Origin of the sequence: Anatilimnocola floriformis, assembly GCF_024256385.1 — a bacterium.
In the GTDB taxonomy this organism is placed as follows: Bacteria; Planctomycetota; Planctomycetia; order Pirellulales; family Pirellulaceae; genus Anatilimnocola; species Anatilimnocola floriformis.
In genome coordinates, this window is sequence record NZ_JAMLFW010000001.1 from 1,112,268 (window position 1) to 1,137,918 (window position 25,651).

21 protein-coding genes are annotated in these 25,651 nt (G+C 57.8%); 13 read left to right on the plus strand and 8 right to left on the minus strand.

Annotation, left to right across the window (positions count from 1 at the left end):
- The first annotated feature begins 645 nt into the window (after positions 1–645).
- Positions 646–1,590 (plus strand): hypothetical protein, encoded by a 945-nt coding sequence (locus tag M9Q49_RS04585; protein ID WP_254507477.1) that lies wholly within the window; start codon positions 646–648, stop codon positions 1,588–1,590.
- 56 nt (positions 1,591–1,646) lie between these two features.
- On the opposite strand, the gene M9Q49_RS04590 is transcribed toward M9Q49_RS04585, so the two are convergent.
- Positions 1,647–2,543 (minus strand): rhomboid family intramembrane serine protease, encoded by an 897-nt coding sequence (locus tag M9Q49_RS04590; RefSeq protein ID WP_254507478.1) that lies wholly within the window; start codon positions 2,541–2,543, stop codon positions 1,647–1,649.
- Between the two features lie 190 nt (positions 2,544–2,733).
- Here M9Q49_RS04590 and M9Q49_RS04595 point away from each other — a divergent pair, with 190 nt between their 5' ends.
- From M9Q49_RS04595 to M9Q49_RS04605, 3 genes are all read left to right on the plus strand, one after another.
- Positions 2,734–4,059, plus strand: coding sequence for an AAA family ATPase (locus M9Q49_RS04595; protein ID WP_254507479.1), 1,326 nt, complete (start codon positions 2,734–2,736; stop codon positions 4,057–4,059).
- Positions 4,060–4,082: 23 nt separating this feature from the next.
- On the plus strand, positions 4,083–4,574 hold the full coding sequence (locus tag M9Q49_RS04600) for a DUF3806 domain-containing protein (protein WP_254507480.1): 492 nt from the start codon (positions 4,083–4,085) through the stop codon (positions 4,572–4,574).
- Between the two features lie 121 nt (positions 4,575–4,695).
- A complete protein-coding gene (locus M9Q49_RS04605) occupies positions 4,696–5,937 on the plus strand; it encodes a hypothetical protein (RefSeq protein WP_254507481.1) in 1,242 nt (413 codons plus the stop codon).
- A gap of 26 nt (positions 5,938–5,963) precedes the next feature.
- On the opposite strand, the gene M9Q49_RS04610 is transcribed toward M9Q49_RS04605, so the two are convergent.
- Positions 5,964–6,326: a DUF2934 domain-containing protein gene (locus M9Q49_RS04610; protein ID WP_254507482.1), complete on the minus strand. Its 363-nt coding sequence runs from the start codon at positions 6,324–6,326 to the stop codon at positions 5,964–5,966.
- Positions 6,327–6,564: 238 nt separating this feature from the next.
- Here M9Q49_RS04610 and M9Q49_RS04615 point away from each other — a divergent pair, with 238 nt between their 5' ends.
- The 3 genes from M9Q49_RS04615 to ggt all read left to right on the plus strand — a co-directional run bounded on the left by M9Q49_RS04615 (position 6,565) and on the right by ggt (position 10,063).
- The gene (locus tag M9Q49_RS04615) at positions 6,565–6,912 is read left to right on the plus strand and encodes an HPF/RaiA family ribosome-associated protein (RefSeq protein WP_254507483.1); all 348 of its coding nucleotides are present in this window, start codon (positions 6,565–6,567) and stop codon (positions 6,910–6,912) included.
- Between the two features lie 237 nt (positions 6,913–7,149).
- Positions 7,150–8,241, plus strand: a complete 1,092-nt coding sequence (locus M9Q49_RS04620) for a DUF3500 domain-containing protein (protein ID WP_254507484.1) — start codon at positions 7,150–7,152, stop codon at positions 8,239–8,241.
- An 88-nt stretch (positions 8,242–8,329) separates the two neighbouring features.
- The gene (ggt, locus tag M9Q49_RS04625; protein ID WP_254507485.1) at positions 8,330–10,063 is read left to right on the plus strand and encodes a gamma-glutamyltransferase; all 1,734 of its coding nucleotides are present in this window, start codon (positions 8,330–8,332) and stop codon (positions 10,061–10,063) included.
- A 38-nt stretch (positions 10,064–10,101) separates the two neighbouring features.
- On the opposite strand, the gene M9Q49_RS04630 is transcribed toward ggt, so the two are convergent.
- From M9Q49_RS04630 to M9Q49_RS04640, 3 genes are all read right to left on the minus strand, one after another.
- Entirely contained in the window at positions 10,102–11,328 is a 1,227-nt protein-coding gene (locus tag M9Q49_RS04630) for a hypothetical protein (protein ID WP_254507486.1), read from the minus strand.
- A 140-nt stretch (positions 11,329–11,468) separates the two neighbouring features.
- Entirely contained in the window at positions 11,469–12,566 is a 1,098-nt protein-coding gene (locus tag M9Q49_RS04635) for a hypothetical protein (protein ID WP_254507487.1), read from the minus strand.
- 247 nt (positions 12,567–12,813) lie between these two features.
- Entirely contained in the window at positions 12,814–13,821 is a 1,008-nt protein-coding gene (locus tag M9Q49_RS04640; RefSeq protein WP_254507488.1) for a hypothetical protein, read from the minus strand.
- Positions 13,822–14,101: 280 nt separating this feature from the next.
- Here M9Q49_RS04640 and M9Q49_RS04645 point away from each other — a divergent pair, with 280 nt between their 5' ends.
- The 4 genes from M9Q49_RS04645 (at position 14,102) to M9Q49_RS04660 (ending at position 18,829) form a co-directional block, all read left to right on the plus strand.
- Positions 14,102–15,094, plus strand: a complete 993-nt coding sequence (locus M9Q49_RS04645; protein ID WP_254507489.1) for an NADPH:quinone reductase — start codon at positions 14,102–14,104, stop codon at positions 15,092–15,094.
- A 444-nt stretch (positions 15,095–15,538) separates the two neighbouring features.
- Positions 15,539–16,618: a toxin-antitoxin system YwqK family antitoxin gene (locus tag M9Q49_RS04650; protein ID WP_254507490.1), complete on the plus strand. Its 1,080-nt coding sequence runs from the start codon at positions 15,539–15,541 to the stop codon at positions 16,616–16,618.
- Positions 16,619–16,753: 135 nt separating this feature from the next.
- A complete protein-coding gene (locus tag M9Q49_RS04655) occupies positions 16,754–17,740 on the plus strand; it encodes a hypothetical protein (protein ID WP_254507491.1) in 987 nt (328 codons plus the stop codon).
- A gap of 51 nt (positions 17,741–17,791) precedes the next feature.
- Positions 17,792–18,829 (plus strand): toxin-antitoxin system YwqK family antitoxin, encoded by a 1,038-nt coding sequence (locus tag M9Q49_RS04660; RefSeq protein ID WP_254507492.1) that lies wholly within the window; start codon positions 17,792–17,794, stop codon positions 18,827–18,829.
- A gap of 185 nt (positions 18,830–19,014) precedes the next feature.
- Here M9Q49_RS04660 and M9Q49_RS04665 read toward each other — a convergent pair whose 3' ends face one another.
- Together M9Q49_RS04665 and M9Q49_RS04670 are read right to left on the minus strand one after the other, a co-directional pair.
- Positions 19,015–19,881 carry an alpha/beta hydrolase gene (locus M9Q49_RS04665; RefSeq protein ID WP_254507493.1) on the minus strand — a complete coding sequence of 289 codons (867 nt, stop codon included), beginning with the start codon at positions 19,879–19,881 and terminating at the stop codon, positions 19,015–19,017.
- A 226-nt stretch (positions 19,882–20,107) separates the two neighbouring features.
- A complete protein-coding gene (locus M9Q49_RS04670) occupies positions 20,108–21,343 on the minus strand; it encodes an LL-diaminopimelate aminotransferase (protein ID WP_254507494.1) in 1,236 nt (411 codons plus the stop codon).
- Positions 21,344–21,827: 484 nt separating this feature from the next.
- On the opposite strand from M9Q49_RS04670, the gene M9Q49_RS04675 reads away from it, so the two are divergent.
- Together M9Q49_RS04675 and M9Q49_RS04680 are read left to right on the plus strand one after the other, a co-directional pair.
- Complete coding sequence (locus M9Q49_RS04675; RefSeq protein ID WP_254507495.1) at positions 21,828–23,312, plus strand: Gfo/Idh/MocA family protein; 1,485 nt, start codon at positions 21,828–21,830, stop codon at positions 23,310–23,312.
- A 126-nt stretch (positions 23,313–23,438) separates the two neighbouring features.
- Complete coding sequence (locus M9Q49_RS04680; protein WP_254507496.1) at positions 23,439–24,764, plus strand: hypothetical protein; 1,326 nt, start codon at positions 23,439–23,441, stop codon at positions 24,762–24,764.
- Positions 24,765–24,790: 26 nt separating this feature from the next.
- Here M9Q49_RS04680 and M9Q49_RS04685 read toward each other — a convergent pair whose 3' ends face one another.
- Positions 24,791–25,558, minus strand: coding sequence for a DUF3050 domain-containing protein (locus M9Q49_RS04685; protein ID WP_254507497.1), 768 nt, complete (start codon positions 25,556–25,558; stop codon positions 24,791–24,793).
- Positions 25,559–25,651: the final 93 nt, after the last annotated feature.

Genomic DNA, 25,651 nt, shown 5'->3' on the forward strand with positions numbered 1-25,651 from the left:
CTCAAGCGGCCGGCTGGATCCCGAGCGGGGTTGACGAGGTTTTCCGGCCACAAAATGTTCCTGCGCTGGTTTTAAACGGAAGGGGAAAACGGGCTGCTCCTCATTGAGCAGGCGGCCGATCAGCGCGGGCTGAACAGGCGGCAGAAATCCCCAACACGTCACTTCAATCAGCAGGCGTCGCGCTTTCCGTGTCGGGGAGACGAATCCGTGTCAGGCGAGAAGACTTGGCGAACGCTAGCACGTTTTTGACACCCCAACTTTATCGGCGAAGGTACGACAGCCCTTCGATCTTTGTTTCGCAAACCTCCTGTAGCGAATGCAAGCTTCCTGAACGGCTGGGCGACCTGTGTAGGTCGGCCTGATTGCGGGACGGTTCGTGAAAGAACTCGCCGGCAAGTGCCGTTTCATCAGTTACTACGGCGGTGGGACCTGACGGGTTCGGTGGAGAATAACGAAATCTCCGCCGGGTGCGCGTACGGTTCCACAGCCGGTGGGAAGTTTAGCCAGATGCGAAAAACTCAACAAGATCGATCAAACTGGCGACCTGGCGAAATTGGGCGGATATACTGCGGCGCGGAACCGAACCGCCAGCATCGTGTTTAGAGCGAGTGGATGAAACGGGCAACTTTCAGCGGAGACAGGCAGATGCGCAAGTACTTGTGGAGTCTTTTGGTCGCGGGTGTGGCTGGCGGAATCTCGCCGGCCTGGGGACAAGAGGGCGAGCTGTTCGACCGGCTCGATGCCAACAAGGACGGCGTGGTGACGGCCGACGAAGTGCCCGATGACAAGCAATCGCTCTTCGAACGCTTAGTTCGGACCGGCGATGCGAACGGTGACAAGAAGCTCAGCAAAGAAGAGTTCATCGCCGGTTTGAAGAAGACCAGCACTGCGGCCGAAGGAGCGCCTGCTGCCCGGCCTGATGGTCCACCCGCTGGCGGTCTGGGAAATATCTCGGCCAAGGACATCTTCAATCGGCTCGATAAGGATGGCAACGGAAAGATCGAGAAAGACGAAATTCCCGAGCGGATGAAAGAGAACATGGGCCGCGTCGATAGCAATAGCGACGGCGCCGTGGACCTCGCTGAGTTTGAAAAGGTCGCGCAGTTCTTCGCCGGCATGGCCGGTCGTCGTCCCGATGCTGCACCCGCGGGCGCACCCGAAGGCCGCCCCGCTGGTGGCCCGCCGCCGATGGGGCCGATTCTGCGTGCTCTCGACACCGACGGCGATGGCGAACTCTCGGCGAGTGAAATCGCCGATGCTGCGAAGTCCCTCGCCAAGCTCGACCGCAATGGCGATGGCAAATTGACTCGCGACGAGATCGGTCCGCCGCCGAGCGCAGCAGGCCGTCCTGATCGCCCTGCGGATCGACCCGCGAGTGAGCGCCCGGCCGTCTTGGGCGGAGAGTTCATGAAGCGGATCATCGCCGCGGATACGAACGGCGACAAGAAGCTGAGCAAGGAAGAAGCTCCCGATCGGCTCAAGGAAAACTTCGAGCGCCTCGACACGAACAAAGACGGTCAGCTTGATGAAGCCGAACTCCGCGCCGCGTTTCAATCTCTCCGCGAAGGAGTCGAGCGGAAGAAGGAATAAGACTTTTCCCAGTAGGCCGGAACAGCGCTGAATACAGCTAGTTCCGGCCTACGTGGCTACTTTCGCCTATCTCGCATCAGCCGGCTGTATTGTTCCAGCGTCTTGCGTTCTTTGGCGGTGAGGCTGGCATCTCCGTGCGTAGAGATTTTCGCCAAGATGCGATCTCCTTCCGCTTCAAGTTGATCGTCTTCGTCCTGATACACCTGCTCGGAATGCACTCGTAAATTCGGGCGCGACCTGAACAGGTTTTTTAGGCTCCGCAGCCAACCGCCGGAAAAGCTCAGCCAAGTCATGCGGCCGAAATCGATCTTCAGCGCCCAGACTGCCAGCGCAAATGCTGCTCCGACCAAGTGCACGTCGAAGGCCGTTCGCGGCACGCCTGGCTCGGCAGGTCCAAAGTCCATGCCGGCAACGTTGCTCGCGATGATGATTAATCCTGCTACCCAGGCGGGCATGGGAAAGATCAGCAAGAACACGCGGGCCTGCGGATAGAGCAGGCAGAACATGATGATGCACGCAGTCACGCCGCCCGACGCGCCGATCAGCGCTCCGTTAGTCGCACCCATGGCGAAATTGCGAATCCACCAAACCAGCCCGCAAATCACAATCGAAACCAGATAAAATCGGAGCAACCCAAGGCCGCCCCAGCGCTGTTCCAGATTCTGGCCAAAGAACCAGAGGCCAACCATGTTGAACAGGATGTGGTTGATTTTCAGCGGATCGTGAGTGAAGCCGTAGGTCAACAGCTGATAGATCTGCCATGGCGATTTCCACCAATCGACATGCAGCATTAGATGGCCGGTGACCGTGTGCTTGTCGCCACCGAAGAACATGTCGACGAGATAGACAATCACCGTCACGATGATGATCTTCGTCGTCATCGACAGCGACCGGAGCCCCAGCGGGTCATCCGTTCCCTCTTCCCGATAGTAATCGCGTTCCTGGTATCCCATGGGCGTATTTTAGCAGGCTGCCGACATCAGCGTAGCCCAGCGTTGATCATCCGGGCTCATCACCGTCACAACCGGCCCGTTCAGCAGCATCGGTGCTTGCTGTCTTCTCGGCAGATTGACCCTTCGTATTGGCGGGAGTGACCTAGACTTGGGCAACGCATGCATTGTTCCCCGAGTTGAAAGTTCTCCCATGACGGCTGTCGCTACTCCTCCTCCCCAGGGCAATTTGCTGGCTTCGATTCTTTCAGAAGACAGCTTTCGCCCCGCCGAGCCTCGCAAGATCGAGGAGACCGGGCTGACGGCCGCGCTGGTGGAAACCCTGATTCTCAAGTACCTGACGTTGCTCGGCTCGGCCAGCGGCCGGCAGATTGCCGATCAGGTATGCATCAATTATCTGATCCTCGAACCGATCTTCAATTCGCTGCGGCAACGTCAGCTGGTGATTCACGGCGGTGCGGCTCAGTTGAATGACTACGTCTACACACTGACCGATCAAGGTCGCGCGCGAGCCAAGGCAGCCATGGAGCAGAACGCCTACATCGGCGCTGCGCCAGTGCCGCTCGAGGACTACATCGTTTCGGTGGAAGCTCAGACCATTCGCGCCGAAGCACCGCAAAAGCGGCAACTGCAAAAAGCCTTCTCCGATATCACCGTCGAACAGCAGATGCTCGACATGCTCGGCCCTGCAGTGAATAGCGGCGCCGGCTTGTTCCTTTACGGCGCACCCGGCAACGGCAAAACGACGCTCGCCAAGCGGATCACGGCTTGCTACGGACAGACGATTTGGATTCCCAAAGCGATCACCGAGGATGGTCAGTACATCAAGCTCTACGATGCGGCCTTTCATGAGCCGATCGAGCAAGCCGGGAACACGCTCCTCAAGACCGCCGACTATGATCGTCGGTGGATCAAGATTCGCCGGCCGACGGTGGTGGTCGGTGGTGAGTTGACGATGGACGCCCTCGAAATCCGCCACGATCCCCGGAGCAACGTCAGCGAAGCCTCGCTGCAAATGAAGAGCAACTGTGGCAGCCTGCTGATCGACGACTTCGGCCGGCAGCGCATGGCGCCGATCGAATTGCTCAATCGCTGGATCGTGCCGCTCGAAAATCGCATCGACTTTCTCACGCTCGCGACCGGCAAGAAGATCCAAGTGCCGTTTGAACAGCTGATCATCTTCAGCACCAACCTGCAGCCGAAGGATCTTGCCGACGAAGCGTTCCTCCGCCGTATTCCGTACAAGATCGAAGTGAAGGACCCGGGCCGCGAAGAGTTCCACCTCCTCTTCAAGATCGGCTGCAAGGGTGCCAGCTGCGAATTCAAGCCGGAAGTAGTCGATCACCTGATCGAAAAGCACTACAAGCCAGCCCGTCGCCCGCTGCGTCGCTGCCAGCCGCGCGACTTGCTCAACCAGGTCCGCAACTACTGCGTCTACAACGGCATTCCGGTGGAAATGAGGCCGGAGTATTTCGATCGCGTCGTGCCGAGCTACTTCACGGTGGTTTCGGGCGGTTAGAGCGGGGTGATAGAATCGCCGCCATGCTCACTCGCACTCTTATCTGCTCGTTGCTATTCGCTGCCGTCATCTTTAGCGGCTGCTCTGCGCAAAATCAAAAAATCACGGCGCTGACAGACGCAGATCAAACGCGTTTGAAGGAGCAGCGCGCCGTTGTGGAGCAACACCTCCGCGATGAAGAAGCCCAAGAGAAATACAAAACCTCAGCCGGTAAGTTGGAGGCCATTCGCACGATTGTGCAGGACAAAATCTATAAGCCTGATCAGACGTACGAACTGCAGTGTTTAGGCATCGTGCTCGGGGATGCGTTCGTGCAGGATTTCGGGTTGGAATGGGTGATGGTCGAGGATGAATACGGCCGCGATCCTGCAGTGCGAAAGCCCGATACCACATTGGTACTTTATCCCCTGACGATGATTTCAAAGCGAATCGAGCGTGGTGAACAAGTTGACGTGTTCGACCTGCACCGCCGCACGGCGGCGCAAGTTGCGAAGTTTAAAGAAAAAGCGAAGTAGCTGAGCCCAGGCAGCTACATTCGACGCTGCGCGGCGCGATACACTAAGTATCGCCGCCACACACTTTCTTTAGGGCGCGAGCAAACCACGCGGAGCGTGATGACTGCACTGGAGCTGAACGATGCAACGTATTTTCTGCGCATCTCTGGTCGTTCTAGTTAGCTTGGTCGCGAATTCATTCGCACAAGAATTCACACCGCCACCCAAAGCCGAGCGCGATTATCTCGCGGCCCTCTCCAAAGTCGGTGGCCGAGCGCAGGTTGATAGCGATTATCGAATCACGGAGGTCAATCTCGGCGCGGATTGCACCAACGAACAGCTGAAGACCATCGCCGCTTGCGAGCGGCTGACGACGCTGAGCATCAACAGCCGTCTGATCACCGACGAAGGTTTGGCTCATCTGCACAAGTTGAACAAACTGACCACGGTGACGATCATCGGCTCGAGCGCGACCAGCGAAGGCGTGGCGGCGTTGCGAGCCTCGCTGCCCGACGCAACTATTACGAGTCCTCGCAACGCCACCACTCGTCCTGCTGCACAGGCTGGCGGCGGAGCGCGGGATTCGGTTGCGCGTAGTTCTGGTTTCAACGGAGCGGGCGGCTTTGGTGGCATGGTCAGTCGAGCCACAATCCTGCTGCGCAATCCTGCCATTCAAGACGATCTGAAACTGACGCCCGAGCAGAGGACGCAGATCGGCGAAGCGACGAACTCCAATGCCTTTAATGCAGTCATCAAGCTGATCGAAGACAAGGCGCAGGCCCTGCTGACAGCGGAGCAAAGAGCGCGATTACAGCAGCTGGAGTTGCAACAAGGTGGCGCGCTCGCGGTCATTCGGGCCGAAATTATTCCACAGCTGAAGATCACGGAAGATCAGGTCGCCGCCATTCAAAAACTGAATGACGAGCTCGGCGAAGAATCTCGCGAGATCATGCGGCAAGCACTTACGCAGCGCGGCGCGGAGGAGAGCTCCGATGAGCTCGCGAAGAGACTGCGCGATAAGATTGCCGAGTTCAATAAGAAGCGAGAAGAGAAGATTCTCGCCTTGCTCAGTGACGATCAACGCAAGGCTTGGTCAGCGCTCATTGGTCCCAAAGGACCGGAAGTGAGTGCATCGGCCAGCTTCTTTAGCAACGGCCCAGGAACGGCGGGAGGTCGCGAGCGGCGTGGTATGGAACCAACGGCGTTTGCGAAAGGCCTGTTCACACAACTCGATGCCGACAAGGATGGCATGCTGACCGAGGTCGAGTTCCCTGCGACGAATCGAACGCGCGTGGGAATGACGAACGCTGGCATCACGCTCGTCTATCCAGTGAACAGAGAAGTCTTTGTGGAGAACTATCTCAAGTACATGCGCAGCCGCTGAGCGCTGCTTACGCTGCGAAGCGTTCTTTACGCTTTGCCGACCAAGTCACTTTTGGTGACTTGGGTGATCGAACGCGCCGGCGGATCGCTAGCTGGGAATGATTCTTCGAGTGCTTCTTGTACGACGTCCTTGGTGCCTGAGGCATCGGGCACGGCTCGTTGCTGCAAAAATTCTCGTTCGGCATCGAGCCAGAAATCATGTCCGTCGCCGATGGGGCTCCCAGCAGCTTCCCATTTGTAATAGGCCGCGTCACGGATGTGGGCCAGAGCTTCCTGTTCGATGACAGCGGTGTTCGCGTCGAAGCAAGGAGGGGTTGGTGTTTCAGCGGGCAGGACGGTTGGTTTTTGACTGGTCTGCGGGCCGTGATCGGCCTGAGTGTTCCGTTTCATTGGTATCACCCTCCCCAATTTGCCGCGAATTTACGCGGCAATTGAGCATTAGAGCTAGAATTGCGTAGCGGCAGGCCGCCAAATTGTTCGCAGCAGTCGCTCGGCCGGCAAGGAGGAAAACAGACGAGCGAATTTCTAGCAGCGAATGTTAAAATCAGGATGGTGCTGCGGTACAAAACGTGCAACAGCCCAACGTGCATCCTTGACGACCTCTTCTCGTTTCAGTCAGGAGATTTTCATGCTCGTTCAGATCAAGACCGACAATCACATCGAAGGAAGTGCCCGCTTGCAGGATTGGGTTCGTGACGAAGTGACCGACTCGCTCGAGCGGTTCACGCCTCAGTTAACTCGGGCCGAAGTTTTTCTGTCTGATCTCAATAGTCACAAGAACGGCGCGATCGATAAACAGTGCACGGTAGAAGTGCATGTCGCCCGGCTCGATCCAATCGCCGTGACCAAAGACGCCGGTTCGCTCGAAGCAGCGCTCAATGCCGCCCTGAGTGCGATCACGATCACACTCGATAGCCGTGTGGAAAAAATGCACGCCAAGAAGGGCCGCACGCCGATGGGCGGCGTGCCGGAATAGACTTGCTTTTCGCTGCTGCGAAAGAATGCATCTCTCGGTAAGACGGACCATTGGTCCGTCTCGTGGCGTGAGACAAGTAATTCAAATCAAACCGCTTCGCAGACGGACCAATGGTCCGCCCTAGGTGGAAGTCGGCAGTAGTTTCTCCTTGCGCACCGGCCTATATTGAACTCGCCAGAGTTACATAGGTAGAGCTGGAGCGTTCAGCTCGACTCAAAATGCTGCAAGGAGTTTGTCATGACTGCTGACTCTCGTACCTCCCTCCCCTGCCCTGACTGCGACCCACAGCCTGCGGCGCAAACTGCGGCTCCCGGTCTGGCCCGGCGTGACTTCCTCCGTGTGACCAGCGCTGGTGTGGCTGCTGTCGCGCTCGGCGGCGGTCGTCTGTTTGCTGACGACAAACCGGCGAGCACTTCTTCGTCGGGCAAGGAAACGCCCGAAACGCTGACCAAGAAACTCTATGACTCGATGAACAAGGACCAGCGGAAGGAAGTTTGCTTCCCTTGGGATTACAAAGATCCGCAGCTTGGTCTGCTCCGCACGCGCATCTCGAACAACTGGCACATTACGTCGCCCGCGATCCTCAGCGATTACTACACCAGCGATCAAAAGGAAATCGTGCGCGCGATTTACGAAGGTATCATCAGCCCCGAGTGGAAAGACCGCGTCGACAAGCAGCTGAAGGACGACAACAACGGCAAAACGTGGGGCAACGATCAGAACATCGCGATCTTCGGCACGCCGGGCGACGGCAAGTTTGAACTCGTGATGACCGGCCGGCACATGACCATTCGCTGCGACGGCAATAGCACCGACCACATGGCCTTCGGCGGTCCGATTTTCTACGGTCACGCAGCCAGTGGCTTCACCGAAAAGGAAGGGCATCCCGGCAACGTGTATTGGGAACAAGCACTCGAAGCCAACAAGGTCTACGAGATGCTCGATGGCAAACAGCGCGGCAAAGCCGAAGTCTCGAAGACATGGCCTGAGAGCCAGGTGCAGTTCCAGGGTGAAAAGGGAACGTTCGCCGGCATTCCGATCGCCGATCTGACGTCCGATCAGAAAGAACAGATGCAGAAAGTGCTGCAGAAGCTGATCGAACCTTATCGCCAGAGCGATCGCGACGAAGTGCTCGCCTGCCTCAAGACGCAGGGTGGTCTCGACAAGTGCTCGCTGGCGTTCTTCACCGATGCCGACTTGGGCAAAGACAAGGTGTGGGACAACTGGCGTTTGGAAGGCCCGTCGTTCGTTTGGAATTTCCGCAGCGTGCCGCACGTACACTGCTGGGTCAACATCGCCGATAGCGCCGATGTGAAACTCAACTCCTGATTTTTTCGGCAAAGTCGTAGGCCCACCCCATCGCCCGTTTTTTGGTGGGCCTCTCGAGTACGTTCGATCCACCCTACATGTAATAAAAATGCTCTCTCGCCGCGCCTATCTAAAAACTCTCACCGCGGCGGGAGGTCTCGCTGCCTGCGGTCTGCCTGTCATGGCTGCTGATCCAAATCGCCTGTGGGAGAAAGGTGTCGTCGCCTCGGTCCAACCGGTGGCTACGCAGGCCGGCGTTGCTGCGCTCGCGCGCGGTGGTAATGCGGTCGACGCCGCGATTGCAGCCGCAGTCACGCTCGGCATTGTCGATCAGCACAACAGCGGCATTGGCGGTGGTTGTTTCATTTTGATTCGCCGAGCGAACGGCCAATTGCTCGCCATCGATGGCCGCGAAACAGCACCGGCCCGCGCTTCGCGCGATATGTATCTGCGCGATGGCAAACCCCAGCCCGAATTGAGCCAGACCGGGGCGCTCGCCGTCGGCACGCCGGGAGCGATCGCCGCTTACGATCTCGCGCTGCAGCACGCGGGCAAGCTCATGCTCGCCGACATCTTTCGTCCCGCCGCGGAAGTCGCTGAGAAGGGTTTCGCGGTCGATACGAATTTCGCGCGCAAGTTGAAAAGCACAGCGGCAAAGCTCGCGCAGTTTCTTGGCTCCGCCAAAGCACTGCTCAAGCCCGATGGTTCGGCCTACGATGCCGGCGAAGTGCTGAAGCAGCCTGATCTCGCGGCGACGTATCGCAATATTGCCGAGCGCGGGCCCGATTGGTTCTATCGCGGCGAGTTCGCGGAAAAAGTCGCGGCCTGGATGAAGGACAACGGCGGTTTGCTCACGGCGGAGGACTTTGCCGCATACAAACCGATTCGTCGCGAACCGCTGCAGACGAAGTACCGGCAGTGTCAGATCATCGGCTTTCCGCCGCCGAGTTCCGGTGGCGTGCATGTGGCACAGATGCTCAACATGTTGGAGAGTTTCGATCTTACTCTGCTGGCCAGCAAAAAAGATGGAACCTTCGAGCATCTTCTCGCCGAGGTGATGAACTTGGCCTTCGCCGATCGGGCTTATTGGCTGGGGGATCCGAGCTTTGCTCAAGTGCCGCGCGGGCTGATCGATGCCGAGTATGCTCGCACGCTGGCGGCCAAGATCGATTTGAGCAAGGCGACCGCCGTGCCGAGCTACGGGCGTCCGCCGCGGGCGACGGAAAATATCTTTTCCGGGAAGGAATACGATCCCGCCGAGAGCAAGCACACCACGCACATTGCCGCCGCCGACGCCGAAGGAAATTGGGTGGCGATTACACAAACCGTCAATACAACGTTTGGTTCCAAAGTGATCGTGCCGGGAACCGGCGTGGTGCTGAACAACGAGATGGACGATTTCTCGATCAGCCCTGGTCAGCCGAATGCCTTTGGACTGATCGGTGCCGAGGCCAACGCCGTAGCGCCGGGCAAACGGCCGTTGTCGAGCATGAGTCCGACGATTGTCCTCCGCGATGGCCAGCCGATACTTGCCGTGGGGGCGGCAGGTGGTCCGACGATCATCACGCAGGTGCTGCAGGTGCTGTTGCGCGTGCTCGATCTGCAGCAACCATTAGATACCGCTGTCGCCGCTCCGCGAGTTCATCATCAATGGCGGCCTGATGAATTGCGGGTCGAGAAGTCGCTCGCTCCGGCGATTTGTAAATCACTGGAAGAGCGGGGACACAAACTGGCCCAGACCGATGGCATTGGCGTCTGTCAGGCGGTCGGCCTCGAGCCTGGATCGAAGAAGCTCATTGGCGTGCATGACCCGCGCGTGCCCGGTTCGGCCGCGGGGTTGTAGTTTTCCAATCCCCGCAGCCTCTGTAGCGTCCAAAATTCCTAGGCGCCTGGATCAACCGGCGCTAGGATGCTTTCGAACTGCAGTTCCAGTTCCGACAGCGCATCGACACCTGTAACCAAACGGCCGTCGGTTCCAGCGCCACCCCAGAAGAAGGCGATGACCGAATCGACGCCATCCACCCGCAGCTGGTCGTCGCCCGCATCGAGATAGATGTAGATCGCGAGGGTCGAAGTGAGATTGGTCGCGGTCACCACATCAGCGCCGTCGCCGGTCGAGATCGTGGTGTAACCAGGGAGATCCGGCAAGTATTGAATCAGGTCGGCCAGGTCGAACGGCAGAATCGAAAGATCGATGCCGAAGCTCGAAACGACCAGGTTCAGCAGGTTCTGATAATCGGCCTGCGTCAGACCGGATTGTACGTTGTTGAGTCCCACCACATCGGCGCCGCCGTACGTCGACAGCGTCAGCGACAACCCCGCCAGTGTGTCGTCGATCTCGACGTCGTCCACGCCGTTGCTGCCATCGATTTTCAGCAAACCGAATAGCCCGGTGTCCAGCGTCAGGTTGTTGCCACTGTTGTTCTTACCCAAATCGATCTTGGCCGTGGCAGCCGTGACCGTGGTGAGATCGACAATATCGAGATCCGAAACTCCGGTGGGCAACGTGGCCGGACCAGCTTCGACCGTCAGCGTGACTGCGATCACATTGTTCAAATCGACGACGTCGTCACCCACGCCAGTTTTCACCGATACCGAAGCGGCCGAGCTGTTCAGGACGACGACGCTGTCGCGCTGCGTCGATTCGTTGTTGGTAATTGCTTCACCGCCGTCGATCTTGATCGACAGTGCCGGCAGCACGAACGTGCCGGCTTGCATGCCGACGATGCTCACCACGATGTCATCGCTGCCATCACCGGCATTGATGGTCGTATTGCCGAGCACTTCTGCCGGCAGCACGGTTTCGGCGCCTTCGATCGGCTGCGCGGCGATCGTGAGCGAATCGTCACCCGCGCCAAGATTGACGACAATATTGCGGGCAAGGATGTCTTCGGTAGGCCCGGTAAAGACTTCTTCGTTGAGACCGGCAATCGTGAACCGGCCGTCGGCCTGTTGATAGATCGTGATCTCATTCGAGCCGGCGTCGCCGGTTACCGTCAGCGTGCCGTCGTTGAGCGAGACCAGCACATTGCCGGCGAGGAGTTCGCGGCGTTCGAGAGATTCAAACAAAAAGCGGCGGCGAGCGGCGAGAGCAGAACTTCGTTTCATGGGTGCAAAGCCTTAGAGCGGATTGAGACGCCGGTTCATCCGGAAAAATCCACGAACTTCCCTGCTGATGTCGCCATTAGTGTGTCCGCCCAATAAGACGTCGTCAACTGGCAATTAATGTTGAGAAATTCACCCCACGACTACGGCAGGACCGCCGGCGCTAGCGGGGGAAGTGCTGACTCGAAGAGTATGGACCAGGTCAGCCCATCAATCCCCGAGCTGTACTCGCCGTCGTTCCCCAGGCCGCCATTGAAGAGCGAATAGAACGCGTCGATATCGGTGGCATACAGCTTGTCGTTGCCGCCGTCGAGCGACACCGAAATGCTTAACGTCGAATGCAGGTCGGCAAGTTCGACGACGTCGTCTCCATCGCCCGTCGAGACTGTTAAAAGTCCTGGCAGGCTCGGCAAGTACTGAGTCAACTGAAACAGATTGAACGGCAACTGCGGCAGGGTGATTCCATACTGCGCAAAAATAGCCGGTGCGTCGCTGGTCAGGCCGATTTGCAGATCATGCAAGTTAACCGTGTCTGCTCCCGCGCCGGTATTCAACAACAAGCTGGTTCCGATCACGCTGTTGTTGATTCGCACGTTGTCTGCGCCGGCTCCCGTCGTAGCCGAGAGGTTGCCAAACAGGCTGCGTGTACCGCTCACCGAGTTATTGCCGCCGCCGCCCGACAACGAAGCATTGAGTGCCACCACGTCGCCGAACTCAATTAGATCATTATCCGCAATGCCCGCCGCCGTCTTGGCTGGCCCTGTATCAACATTCAGGTTCAATGTCTGCGTATTGTAGATTTCGGCAACATCATTGCCGCCGCCGGTTTTCATCGATATCGACAGCGCCGAGCTGAACCCGACTAGCACATCGTCGTCACGGATGTTGCTCGCACCATCTGCCGCCACGGTGGGCGAGGTATCGACATTGATAGCGCGTGCCGGCAACACATAACCGCCAGCTTCGCCGCCGTTGACCAACACGACGACCAGTTTGCCACCGGCGCCGCTGTTCACCGTCGTTGTTCCCAGAATCTGCGCGGGAAGCCCCGGCAACGACACAACCGATTGCTTGCCAATTCCCAGCGTATCCTGGCCGGCGCCCAAATTGACGGTCAGGTTGCGAATCAGCAGGTTTGTCGTCGGTCCTGTAAATACTTCCCCATTAAAGCCGACGACGTTGAATCGACCGTTGGGTTGCTGAAAGATCGAGATATTATTAGCCGCGTCGTCAGCCGTCACCTGTGACGTTGCCGCGATCGTATTGAATGGTCACGTTGCCAGCGAGCAACTCGCGCCGCTCGAGATTTTCAACCGTCAGCCGCCTTGAACGTGTCATGAGCAAATACCTTGAGAGGTGCCTTTATCAACCCGGTGCCAGTCTGCTTAGAGCAACAGGCGACGTCAAATTGAATCTACCAATGTCCCTGCACACCATTTGCGTGTGCAGGGAATACCTTGTGATTAATTGGCAAGGCAAAGAACTTCCTTAGAACAAGGGCGGCAGTACCGTTTCGAACTGCAATTCCAGCAGCAACAGCGAATCGACATTCTGTACCCAACGTCCATCGGTCCCTGAGCCACCCAGCAGCGTCGCGATCGTGATATCGCTGTCGTAGGCATACAAGGTGTCGTCGCCACCGCCGAGGTTGACATGCAGCAGACCGGCTTCGACGCGGGCGATTTCCACCGTGTCGTCCGAGCCACCGGTGGAGATCGTGATCGCGTCGACGGTGTTATCGTGGACGTTCATCGAATCAACCGCGTCGCCGCCCTGGATGTTTAGCACTCCGATGGAGGAATTGTAGACATTCGCAAAATTGAAGCTGTTAGCCTCGGGGTCGGGCGATTGATTGCCCGTGCCAAGGCGAACATTGATTGTTTGTGCAGTGAGGGAACCCAACTGCACAGCGTCGTTGTCTGTTTCTCCCTCGCCGAGCGTATTGACGCCCGTGTCGATGTCGATATTGCGGATCGATGAATTGGAAACAACGACGGCATCGTCTCCGACCCCCGCTTCGATACTGACTGACTTGACCGCAGAAAAGAGCACGAGCGACGTGTCGTTGCCATCGCCTCCCTTGACGCTGATCGACTGCGATTCTTCTCCGTTGGCGCCCGCTGCCACCGCCATGAAGGCGTTGTCATTGCCCGCACCCAAGTCGATTTTGACTTTCCCCGGAATGAACGCGGGATTATTAAGCCCTGTGCTTACATCACCGGCCACAATCAGAAAGTCGTTGCCGCCGAGCAGGTTCACGGTCAGATTGCGAATTTCCAGATCGGTCGTCGGCCCGGTGAACACGTCGTCGCCGACCTGCGAAGTGATGTTGAACCGGCCATTCAGTTGCATCGCGATGATAAGGCCGTTGTTATCACCATCGCCAGTAATCTTCACATTGCCGTTGTGACTTTCCACCAGCACATTGCCCGCGAGTAACTCGCGGCGTTCCAAGCCTTCTACCAACAGAGGACGCGGGAGAGGTTGCTTCTTCATCACTGGTTCCTTATGTGTCTGTTCCTATCGAAACCGAAAGCGAGCAAAAGCTTGAGGATCCTAACAATCAACGTCAATAAAATCTGGTATGTCTCCTGCAAGAATTAACAGTAGAGTTGTCGTACTCGGTCAAATTGTCGGAGGCTGTTTCGGTTGCTCCCGACGAACAGCGGGTACTCCCAAGGAAAAAACAGATTCTGTACATTCGCAGCTACCGATCCTTGGTTCACCTCGTCCCTGGTTAACTCGTCACGACAAGAGCAACTCTCCGGATATTCTCATGAAAGCCGCCTTCTTCACGCAAACCGGTGCCCCCGAAGTCATTCAGTACGGCGACTTGCCCGATCCGCAGATCGGCCCCGGCCAGGCACTCGTCAAGATCCGTGCGGTGTCGGTCAATCCGATCGATACCTACATCCGCAACGGCGCCCCCTATTGGCCGCTGCCGAATCCTTTCATCATCGGCGCCGACTTCGCTGGCGAAGTGGTGCAGGTCGGCGCTGATGTGACAGATGTGAAGCCCGGCGATCGCGTTTGGGGCAGCAACCAAGGGTTGCTCGGCCGGCAAGGAAGTTTTGCCGAACTGGCCGCGATCGATGCTCATTGGCTCTATCCCACACCGAAGGACGTGACCGACGAAGCGGCAGCTGCGAGCGCGCTCGTCGGTATCACGGCGCATCTCGGCCTGTTTCAACGAGCCCAACTCAAAGCGGGCGAAACGATCTTCGTCAACGGCGGTAGTGGCGGCGTGGGTTCGGTTGTCGTGCAAATGGCGAAGGCCAGTGGTGCGAAAGTGATCGCGACTGCCGGCTGCGCCGAAAAAGTTGCTGCGGTGAAAGCGCTCGGAGCCGACCTGGTTCTCAACTACAAGACCGACGACATCGCTGCCGCCGTGAAAGCGTTCGCGCCGGAAGGTGTGAACGTCTATTGGGAAACGGTCCGCGAGCCGGAGTTCGAAAAGATCGTGCCACTCCTCGCCGAGCGTGGCCGCATCATTCTCATGGCCGGTCGCGACGCGAAACCCACCTTCCCGGTCGGTCCGTTCTACGTCAAAGGGTGTTCGCTCCTCGGCGTGGTGATGTTCAAAGCCACTCCGGAAGAACAACGCATCTGCGCCGGCGACATCAGCCGCTGGCTGTCGAACGGCATGCTGAAACCCCACATCGGCAAAGTCCTGCCCCTCTCGCAAGCCGCGGAGGCACACAAGCTGCAAGAGGAAAACACGCTGCGAAAGAGCAACACACTCTGCGGCAAGATCGTCTTGAAGCCATAGACGTCGCCAACTTCCCAACTCCCCTGCCCTCTCCTCGGCGCGCCGGGGCGAGGGCCGCTGCTGCGAAAACCCACAGGGGGTTATTATAACCCGTTATGAAAATTTTCGAAAAGTCGCAAGCTATTGTCGTGCAAAGTATTGCGCTGAAAATCATCGGTTATATGCCCTGTTATGTATAACCTTTTATAACCCCTTCAAAAGTCCAGCCGATCGCTGCGTGATGGCTGGTCCGGCAATGCTCCCTCGCCGAAAGGCAGACCCCGCGGCAGCTGAATAGACACGCCAGAGTTGACAACTCGGGTCAACCGGCCCAAAAATCTGTGAGCGCATCATCGGGAGGGCGAGGCTCCTGCCGAGCCGCCAAGGTGAATTCGCAAAGGCTGCCGGTGTCTGCATTCAACCGCCCACGGCTCGGCGGGAGCCTCGCCCTCCCGGAAATTGCCCATGGCTTCCGCTGCTCCATTGCGAATTTGGCGAATCCAATTCACCCTTCGCACGCTCCTCGTGATGCTAACGTGCATCGGTGCTGGGCTGGCGATCTATCGTTGGCCTTGGGTGGAGACGTACGAATCTCCCGGGCCGGGCAGCTTGCAGCTCAACGCTCATGCCTCGTTGAAGTTTGCGCGCGGCGCCTGGCGTTGTGAATTGTCGGGTTCGATCCTGCTGCCTCGCTTTGTGTCGGAAGGCGTCACCAATTTTCGCGTCACTACTACCAGGCGTCGCGGTTGGAATGGTCGAGCACTGCGGCACGGCCCGGCCGAATACTGGCGCCTGCCCGATGTCGGTCCGCCAGAGCTCTTTTTGCGGTGCGACTATTCTGACGACGAACGAACTTGCCTTACTTGGTTTGAACACGGCGAAGTCGTGTATACCGAGTCGCATCGTGACGGCAAGTTGCACGGTGCCAATTTCGATCGCGATTCTTTCTTATCAAGCCACGGAAACTACGAACGTGGCCAGCGTGTCGGTGCGTGGAAAGAAACTCGCCACTACGGAACCGACGAGACCGGGCCGTTCCCGTTGGAACTGACACACTCGTTTCGCGACGGCTTGTTTGATGGCGATTGGATTTGGAAATCCTCACGCAGCGGCGTGCTACAGACGGCGAAGTACGACTCCGGACAACTGATTGAATGGAACGGTAAGCCAGTTCGCCGGGCGATGGAAGATCTTTTGACGCCGCTGAACCTCTCTGCGGAAGATCGCCAACGGCTCCTCGCGCCGGCGAGCCTCGTCAAGTTCGACCGGCTGCCGCAAACTCCAGATTCGACCATTCACGAATGGCAAGGCATCATTGACGGTCAGCGGACCGGCTTGGTGATTCGGCAGACCCCCGAGCAGTTTAGGGGAATGTACTTTTTTCTGTTTGTCGACGAGATCGAATTCCATGAGCATTCGGAAACCTCGCCGCTGCAGATCGTCCTCGAACACGCTCTGGTGCATCATGACACCTTGATTATTCGCGAAGGGAAGTTGATCGTGGAGCGGATTCACCACTTGGAAACCGAAGAACAGCGGCCTTGAGACGAAGGTTCGGAGAAAGTCGGAACTCCGTCGCCAGCAAGGGTGGCCGCAAAATCTTACAATCGTTTCATGCTACCTTCCCGCCCACCTCGTACCTGGCGACTGCAATTCAGCCTTCGCGCTCTGCTCGTCTTGATGACTTGCATCGGTATTGGGCTGACGGTCTATCGCTGGCCGTGGGTGGAGACCACCGCGGCTAACGACCCAATGCTCCGGTCGGTCATTCTTAGCCGATTCGAATTCATCGGCGGCGCTTGGCAGGCCGAATCGCTGCCCTCCTTTTCACGCCCGCGTTCAGGCACGGCGTCGGGCTATCGCATCACGACTTATCGTCGTGGCTGGACGGGCAAACCGCTGCGGCACGGGCCGTCAGAATGCTGGCGATCAGCTGATACCGGCCCAGAGTGGCTAGTCTGGCGTCAGGAGTTCATCGACGACGAACTGATCTGCCAGTTCTGCTATGACGAAGAAGGCATCCTGACTCACTCCGAACATTTTCAGGGTGGTGTGCTGCATGGCCCTTACTTGGACCGCAATGTCCTAAGGACAGTCAAAGGGAACTATGTTCGTGGCCAATGCGACGGAACTTGGGAGGAGATCCAGGAACATGCCATCATCGACGATTTAGTTTTTTATGTTTACGTGACTCGGTCCTTTCGGGATGGAGTGTTTCACGGAGATTGGGTTTGGAAGACGTCACCTGACGGTGTGTTGCAGTCGGCGAAGTACGACTCTGGGCGGCTCGTCGAATGGAATGGAAAGCCTCTCCGGCAAGCCATGGAGGAACTGATTACTCCCTGTGAATTGCGAGACGAAAAAATGCGTGAGCTCCTTCTTTCGCCCGCGAGCGACGCTCGTTTTCAGCGAACTACTACCGACTTCTGGACGGATGAATGCGTCATCGGTGGTCAATTAACCGGACTAACCATCACGCGGCCTCAAGGTTCGTATTTGAGCGGTAACTGGCACGATACATTCGGCAAATTGAACTTGGCAGAGCATCAACCAAAAGCGCCGTTGGCCGTGGCGATCGAACATGCGCTCGCGCGATCGCAAACGCTGATTTGGCGCGACGGCGGGTTGCATTTGGTCCGGATTGAACATCTGCGGGAGAAGAAGTGAGTCACTAGAATTTCAAACATGGCCATTTCATCCTTAGTTCGCACTTGGCGAATGCAATTCAGCCTGCGCGCTCTGCTCGTCTTGATGACCTGCATTGGTATCGGGCTGACGGTCTATCGCTGGCCGTGGGTGGAGACAAGGGAAAGCAGGCTCCCCGACATAGAACTGCTGGCCCAGGGCAGATTCTTGTTTAGCGACGAAGCCTGGAGGTGCGATTCGATTGACATCATGATTCTGCCTTACATCGGTGAAGAAAATCATCGCCTGACGACCACATTGCGTCGTAGTTGGAATGGCCGGCCGCTGCGGCATGGGGTGGCAGAGTGCTGGAGGTTGGACAATGGCGATTCCCCCTGTTTGTTCGTGCGGCGGGAATACTTTGACGATGAATTGAACCGTGTGGCGCACTTCGATGATCAGGGCGAAGTCGTGCACGCGGAACAACACCTCGACGGTAAGTTGCATGGCGCCTACTTACAGCGTCATTCGTCTGTCACGGTACAAGGGACCTACGATCGTGGTCTGCGGGTTGGAGTTTGGAAGGAGAGGCGAATACACCGCAATGGCATCGGGCAAACCACAGAAGTGGAGTTCACAAGTTCGTTCGACCGGGGAGTTTTTCAGGGAACATGGAGTTGGAAATTAGCGAATGGCGGAGTGTTGCAAACTGCGAAGTATGAAGCTGGCCGGTTGATCGAGTGGAATGGCAAGCCGATTCGGCAGGCGCTGGAGGAGTTGATCACCCCTCTTCACTTGCCGGCGGAAAAACGCGCGCGGGGCCTTTTGCCCGTACTCGACGTGAAGTTTGCATGGCGGTTCATTTTTCTTCATTCCGGAATTCAGGAATGGGCCTGCGTGATCGATGGCCAAGAGACTGGCCTGGTCATTTGGAAAACGTCGGCGAACTTCAACGAATTCGACTCTGACCTTCAGGTCAATGAAATCGACTTCAGTGCGCACCCAGGAGTGTCGCCGCTGCAGATCGTCACGGAGCACGCCCTGGCACACTCCGAAACGCTCATCTGGCGCGATGGCAATCTGCGATTGCAGCCTATTTATCGCTTGAAGACGGTACTGCCGCAGCCTTGAAATCAACGTGGACTCTGCCGCGATTTTGCTTGGTGTCTTGCTTTCTCCGTCCAATCACTGGGCAAATGATCAACCTCCTGCAAGCCCACGCCTGGCTGGTCCTCGATGGCGAAGAAGCTCAGCAGTGACCGCCTCGCGCGACCAAATCGCGGCCCGCTCTAATCACTGCTGTGAATACTTACGAATCAATCAATCCCCTTCACCCTTAACCACTCCCCTACCCTATCGGCTAGTAACTGTTGCACGCCGGAGTAGAAGTGATCGGCGCCGTCGATGGTGAGGACTTCGCGCGGGGCGTGAGCGGGCAATTTGCCGATGGCTTCGGGCATGCCGGCGAAGGCGATGCCTCCTTGAGCGAGTTCTTTGCTGCCGTAGGTGAACAGCGTCTGGCAATGGAGCTGCGACGTGAACTCGAGCAGGTTGTAGCGCTCGGCGGGGCCGTATTTGTCGATGTAGCTGTCGGCAGTGATCAGCAGCGGGAAGGGGAACTTCGCCGTGAAGAGTTCGTCGCCGGCCCCTTCCTTGGCGAGGTCGCGGGCGATGCTCATCGACTCAAAGAAGAGGCTGCTTTCGGGAGAATTCATGAACGCGGTGTACGACAGCCGCGGCGGGCTGATGGCGACCACCGCGACGACGTTCGTATGGCGGTCGTTGGCTTGTGCGTAAACAGCTTTGATCGCGCCGAGGCTGTGGCCGAGTAGAATGACTCGCTCGTGATTTCGACTCGCGAGGAACTTGATCCAGGCTGCAATGTCGGCGCGGCATTCGTCGACGATTTCGTAGGCAGCGCCGAGACGCTTGCGAACGTTGCCGAGTTGCGTGCCGAAAACGCTGTCATGGCCGCGGGTGTTGACCGTCAGGGTCGGATAGCCGGCTGCGTGCAACGCGGGAAGCAGCGGCTCGAACGTGCTCGATTGATAGAAGTTGCCGCCGACACCATGCATCACGATGACGGTCGGTTGCCGACGAACCTGCCCTTCGCCGGCGGCGCGGAACGCGCCGTCGAGTCGCAAGCCATCCGCTGTCGTGGTGCGTACCAGTTCAACGAGCATGATTTACTTCACTCGCATTTCAGGTAGCCCGAGGCGTGAGCCGAAGGTTTTGGCGCGTGGACGCGGTTATCGGCAACGTGCGGCAGCACAACGGAAGCGAGTTGGATTCGGCGATCGGCGAAAACATTCTCTCGCTATTTTGTGCTATCGCACGCTGCCAATAACCACGTTCACTCGCTGCTCCCCCTCGCTCACGCGTCGGGCTACCTTTTTGGGCGAACAGTCACTAGGAAAATTGCACGCCGCAGCCCTTCAGGCGGCTTTCGGCTTCGGCCATCAGGGCGTCTTCGGCCGCTTCGGTCGCGGCTTCATACGTGACGCTGAACCGCAGGAACGAACCAGCGTCATCCCATGGCACGGTGACGATCGAGAGTTGCGTAATCAGATATTGGCTGGCTTCTTCCGCGTTCTTGAAAACCGTGCCGTCCTTCAAACCAGTCGGCGACTTCGTGTAGAGGAAGTAGGTGCCGCCTGGCATCTTGCATTGAAAACCACAGCGACTCAGCATCGCAACGAGCTTTTCCAAACGTCGCTTGTACTTCGTCCGCGTGTGAGCATGAATGCCATCGTCATCGAGCGCGGCGGCGGCAGCATTTTGAATCGCGCCGAACTGACCGCTGTCGCTGTTGTCCTTGACGTCGGCGAAGGCTTGCACCATCCGCTCGGCGCCGCAGACCCAGCCGATCCGCCAGCCGATCATGTCGAAGCCCTTCGACAGCGAGTGGACTTCCACGCCCACGTCCATCGCACCGGGCACCGAGAGGAAACTGCTCGGGGCCTGGTCGTAGCTCAGCAGGCTGTGCGCGGCGTCTTGCACGACGACGAATTTCTTTTCGTTGGCGAGGTCGATGACCTGCTTGTAGAAATCGGTCGTCGCCGTTTTGCCGGTGGGGCTATTCGGATAGTTGATGACGAGCAGCTTGACCTTGGTCCAGATGTCGGCAGGGATCGATTTGAAATCGGGATAGAAATTGTTCTCGGCGAGGAGCGGCAGGCGGAAAACATTGCCACCGTAATACTTGGTGTGCGTGCCGGCGACCGGATAGCCCGGCACCGTCATCAGCGTGACATCGCCGGGGTTAATGAAGCACGCCGGAATCATCGCGAGTGCCGGCTTGCTGCCGATGCTGTGATTGACCTGCGTGGCCGGATTCAGCGTCACGCCGAAGTTCCGCTGCATGAAGCGAGCAACGGCTTCCTTGAAATTCGTATTGCCGTTGTCCATGTAGCCGCGGTTCTGCGGCAGATTGGCTTCGGCGTTCAGCTTTTGGCGGATGTGCTCCGGAGCCATCGAGTCATTTTCGCCGATGCCAAAATCGACGAGCGAACGATTCGGAAAATCGGCGAGGGCCTTCCGTTTGGCGCGCTTGATCTTTTCGAACTTATAGATCTCGGTTCCCTTGCCGTAATTCACACCGCCGATGCGTTCGGCAAAAAGCTGCTGAAAATAGGGGTCGCTCATGATGGTTTCTAAATCGAAGGGCGAGGGAACAAAGGGGAATGAACTAGCCAGCGTACCGCAGCCAAAATGGGCGAAAAGGGGGCTGCAAGGGAAAATAAGACGGCGGCGCTCAGGCCTCCTCAAGAAACCAAACCGCGGGCAGTCGGAATCCTCCGAATGCCCGCGGGTGGAGAGGTTGAGCTGGTGCCGACCGTGCGAGCGAAGTCGCAGAAGTGCACGTGGAAAAGAAAAGTGCTGGTCGTTGTTGACGCCATCATACTTGTGAATGGGAGGGCCCGCAAACGAAAGAATGTTCATCCCGCCGGCTTGTTCCCAATGAACCGCCGGACAAGCTGTCGGGATTTCAAAACCGCGGACCAAGGACTTTCCTGGAAAAAATCGTATCTCCTGGATTTACGTTTCCGCAGTCGATATGATCGGTGCTTCCCAATGGATCGTAGGTTCCCTCTCCACAAAATTTGCGTTAACGCTAGGAGTTGCCTCTATGACTAAGCTTTCAGTTCGTCGCGACTTTTTGAAGACGACCGCCGCCGTTGGCGTCGGCTATTTCGTGGGCGGTGCCCTCGACCTGCGTGGTCAAGAACGTTCGGCTAACGAACAACTGAACGTCGCCAGCTTCGGCGTCGGCGGCAAGGGTGGTAGCGACTCGGCCAACGCCGCAACGTTTGGCAACGTGGTCGCGATTTGCGACGTCGATCGCAACACGCTCGATGGCAAGGGAAAATCGAAGGGCTTCGAGAAGGCCGAGAAGTTCACCGACTACCGTGAGTTGCTGGCCAAGTACGGCAAGAATATCGACATTGCGACGATCAGCACGCCCGACCACATGCACGGGCCAATCACACTGGCTGCCATGCGGCTCGGCATTAGCTGCTACACGCAAAAGCCGTTGACCCGCACCATCTACGAAGCCCGGAAGCTCGCTCAAGTGGCGAAGGAAACCGGTGTTTGCACCCAGATGGGTAACCAAGGCACCGCGCTCGATTCGTCCCGCGAAGCCATCGCTCAGATCCAATCGGGTGTCCTCGGCACGCTGCAAGCCGTTTACGCCTGGTCCAATCGTCCGGTTTGGGCCCAGGGCCCGGGTCGCCGGATGACGATGGAAAAGTTCTCGGCTCAGGCCAAGAAGGATGATGCCGAAAACGCCGACAAGATCATCGCCAAGAAGAAGGAAGAAATCGCCAAGTCACTGGAACGCGTCGATTGGCCGAACTGGCTGGGTGTTGCCCCGCCGCGTGAGTTCTGGCCCGGTCTGTATCACACCTTCCAACACCGCGGCTGGTGGGATTTCGGTTCGGGCGCCCTCGGTGACATGGCTTGCCATCAGTTGACCGTGCCGTTTGCCTCGTGCGAACTGCGCGATCCAATCTCGGTGGTCGCCAAGTCGACCGGTCACGATTTCGACAGCTTCCCGGCCAGCTCAATCATCAAGTTCGAGTTCCCCGAGACCAAGAATCGGCCGGCAATTCCGTTCTGGTGGTACGACCGCAAGGGCAACAAGCCGCCAATGGAAGTCTTCACGAAGCACGGCATTGAAAAGGTCGCGGACAGCGGCGTGCTGATCGTGGGCGAAAAGGGCGCCTTCTATAGCTCGGATGATTACTGCGGCGTTTACTCGCTGCACGGCGTCGATAAGGCGAAGGTTGATTTCGAGAAGGCCGAAAACAAGGGCAACAACGATCTCAACAACATGTACGAGTTGTTCCGGGCGAAGCGCGCTGGCGATCCGATGATTGCCAAGTCGAACTTCATCAACCGGGCCGGTCCGCTCACCGAAACGATCCTCCTCGGCAACCTCGCCGTGTGGGCTGCTGCCAAGGGTGGCGATGCCGGCGCGATGGGCGAATGGGGCGAGAAGGTCGAGTGGGATGCCAAGGACCTCAAGGTCACCAACCTGTCGGACCTCAAGACGCCGAAGGTGGCCGATCTGATCAAGCCGAACTACGCCGAAGGCCACAAGCTGGACTAGTATCCATCAAGTGCCGATCAGGAATTTTGCATGATAAGGGGCGTCCTACTGGAGGACGCCCCTGTTTTTAGGCATTCGCCTGTGGCGAAGTCGCCTTCTTTAGGTTCTTCAGGCCGGACGAGAATTATGAGAGCTCTACATTCGCCACGCGTCTTCGTTGTCGCTCGGTTGGTTTTGGTCGGTGTGCTAATTTTCGCGGCCGGCTGCGACAAATCGAAGGATGACAGCGGAAACAAGCCTGCGACTCCTGCGGAAAAAAACAACGAAAAGGCCGTCAATGCCACGGCTGACCCGCTCGATGTCAAACTGGCCCGCGAGCGGATCAAGTTGCTCGGCGAACGCGCCAAGGGCGTGCCCGCCACCGGTGACCTGCTCACGGAAATCGTGATCCAAGACGGTTCGAACCTGACTCCCGAAGATCTCATCCTCTTCGGCAAGCTGACCGATTTGAAAAAGTTGCAGATTCTCAATTTCCGCCAGCTGAACGATGAAATGGCCGCACACTTGTCGGGCTTGAAGAAGCTCACCAGTCTGGCACTGACCAACACGGTGATCAGCGATGCGACCGTTGAAATGATTGTCCGTGAATTTCCTGACCTCGTCGAACTCGATCTGTCCTCGAATGTGAATTTGACGAACGCGGCGGTGAAGCAAATCGCTCAGATTAGCAAATTGCAACGCTTGACGATGGTGCAGACCCGCGTCAACGACATTGGCGCGCAGCGATTCTCGACGCTCAAGGAACTTCGCGCACTCGACCTGCGCGGCAACATGGAAGCCGGCGACATGGCGCTCGAGGTAGTGGGCGAATTGCCGAAGCTGGTCGCCTTCAAGCACCGCAGCACGGCGGTCACCGACACGGGTGTGGAAGCCTTGAGCAAAAATCAAACGTTGGACTCGATCCTGTTTCAGGACTTCGCAATCACCGATCAATCGGGACCGCACCTGGCCAAGCTCGGCAAGCTGACGCAGCTCGAGATTTTCCGTTGCCAGGGGTTCGGTTCCGAAGGCGTCCTCGCACTGAAGGGCATGGGGCTGACGCGATTGAAGCTCCGCGACCTGCCGAATGTCGACGACCGAGCGATGGAAGTGCTGGATGAGTTGCCGAAGCTCCGCAAGCTTTACCTGCAAGAGCTGCCAACGATCGGCGACTCGGGCCTGCAACATCTGGCGAAGTTGTCCACGCTCGAGCTCCTCGATATCTGGACCGTGCCGCAAATGACCGACGCCACCGTCGCCGAGATCGCCAAGTTGCCGAATTTGAAGGAGTTGTCGATCCGCACCACCGGTGTCACCGACGCGGCCATCGATACGCTCCTCTCGATGAAGAATTTGCAGACGTTGACGTTCAAAGAAAACGGCTCGGTCACTCCCGATGGCCTGAAGAAGCTGCAGGCACGAAAGTGGACGAAACTCGACATCGGCGGCGGAGCGTCCGATAGCGACGAGTAAACTCGCTGATCGCTGGCTTTGGCAAGTTACGGCAGCGCGGCCAGCATGCCATCCCACAGCGCGAGCCGCGCTTCGAGCGATTGAACCGCGGCTTGTTCGGCCCGTTGCCAGTTCCCCTCATCGTCGCCGCAGATTGTCGTCGTCAGCCGAATCGACAGCGGGCCGTGGTGATCGCCGTCGAGTTCGATGTGCCGGGCCAGATAATATTGAAACCGGCTCAGCCCGCCGCTGGTTTGCATGTGAAGTCGATCGACGATCTTTTGAAAAACAGCCGGCAGCAAGTCCTCGCGTCCGAATGTAAAAGCAGCCGCGATGGCCGGCAGATCGTTGCTCAGGGCGATCGCGAAAGTCTGCCCCACGAATTGCTGAACGCTAGCCGGCACGGCTGAGTTGGCCAGCGCCGCTGAAATCGGCGAGCCAGTTTTCAGGGATTGCAGAAAGCCGCCGATCAGCCCAGTATCCGCGCCGCATTCCCGCATCGCGCGGTGATATAGCTCAAAGTGGCTGGCGTGCCCCCCTGCCCCGTCCTCGTCACTTTCCTCGCCCAACACAATCTCGTTGATAAACCGCGCGAGCACGCCATCGGCTGGCGGCAGCCAGGGCACGCTCACGCAACAGATCTGCCGCTGCAACGCTTTCAGCAGCGACATGAAATCCCAAACCGCGAAGACGTGATGCTGCATGAACAACCGCAGCCCCGGCAACTCATCGATTCGTTCATAAATTGGATGAGCCAGCAGCGCAGCCCGCAATGGTGCGATACGCAGCTGGATCTTTTCAAATCGTGCAGACACTCGGCGCTCCGCTGGCAAAACAAAAAAGGCCCGGCGGATTTTTCAAAATCCGCCGGGCCACAATCTTACTCAATTATCGCGAGCGCGAGTTCC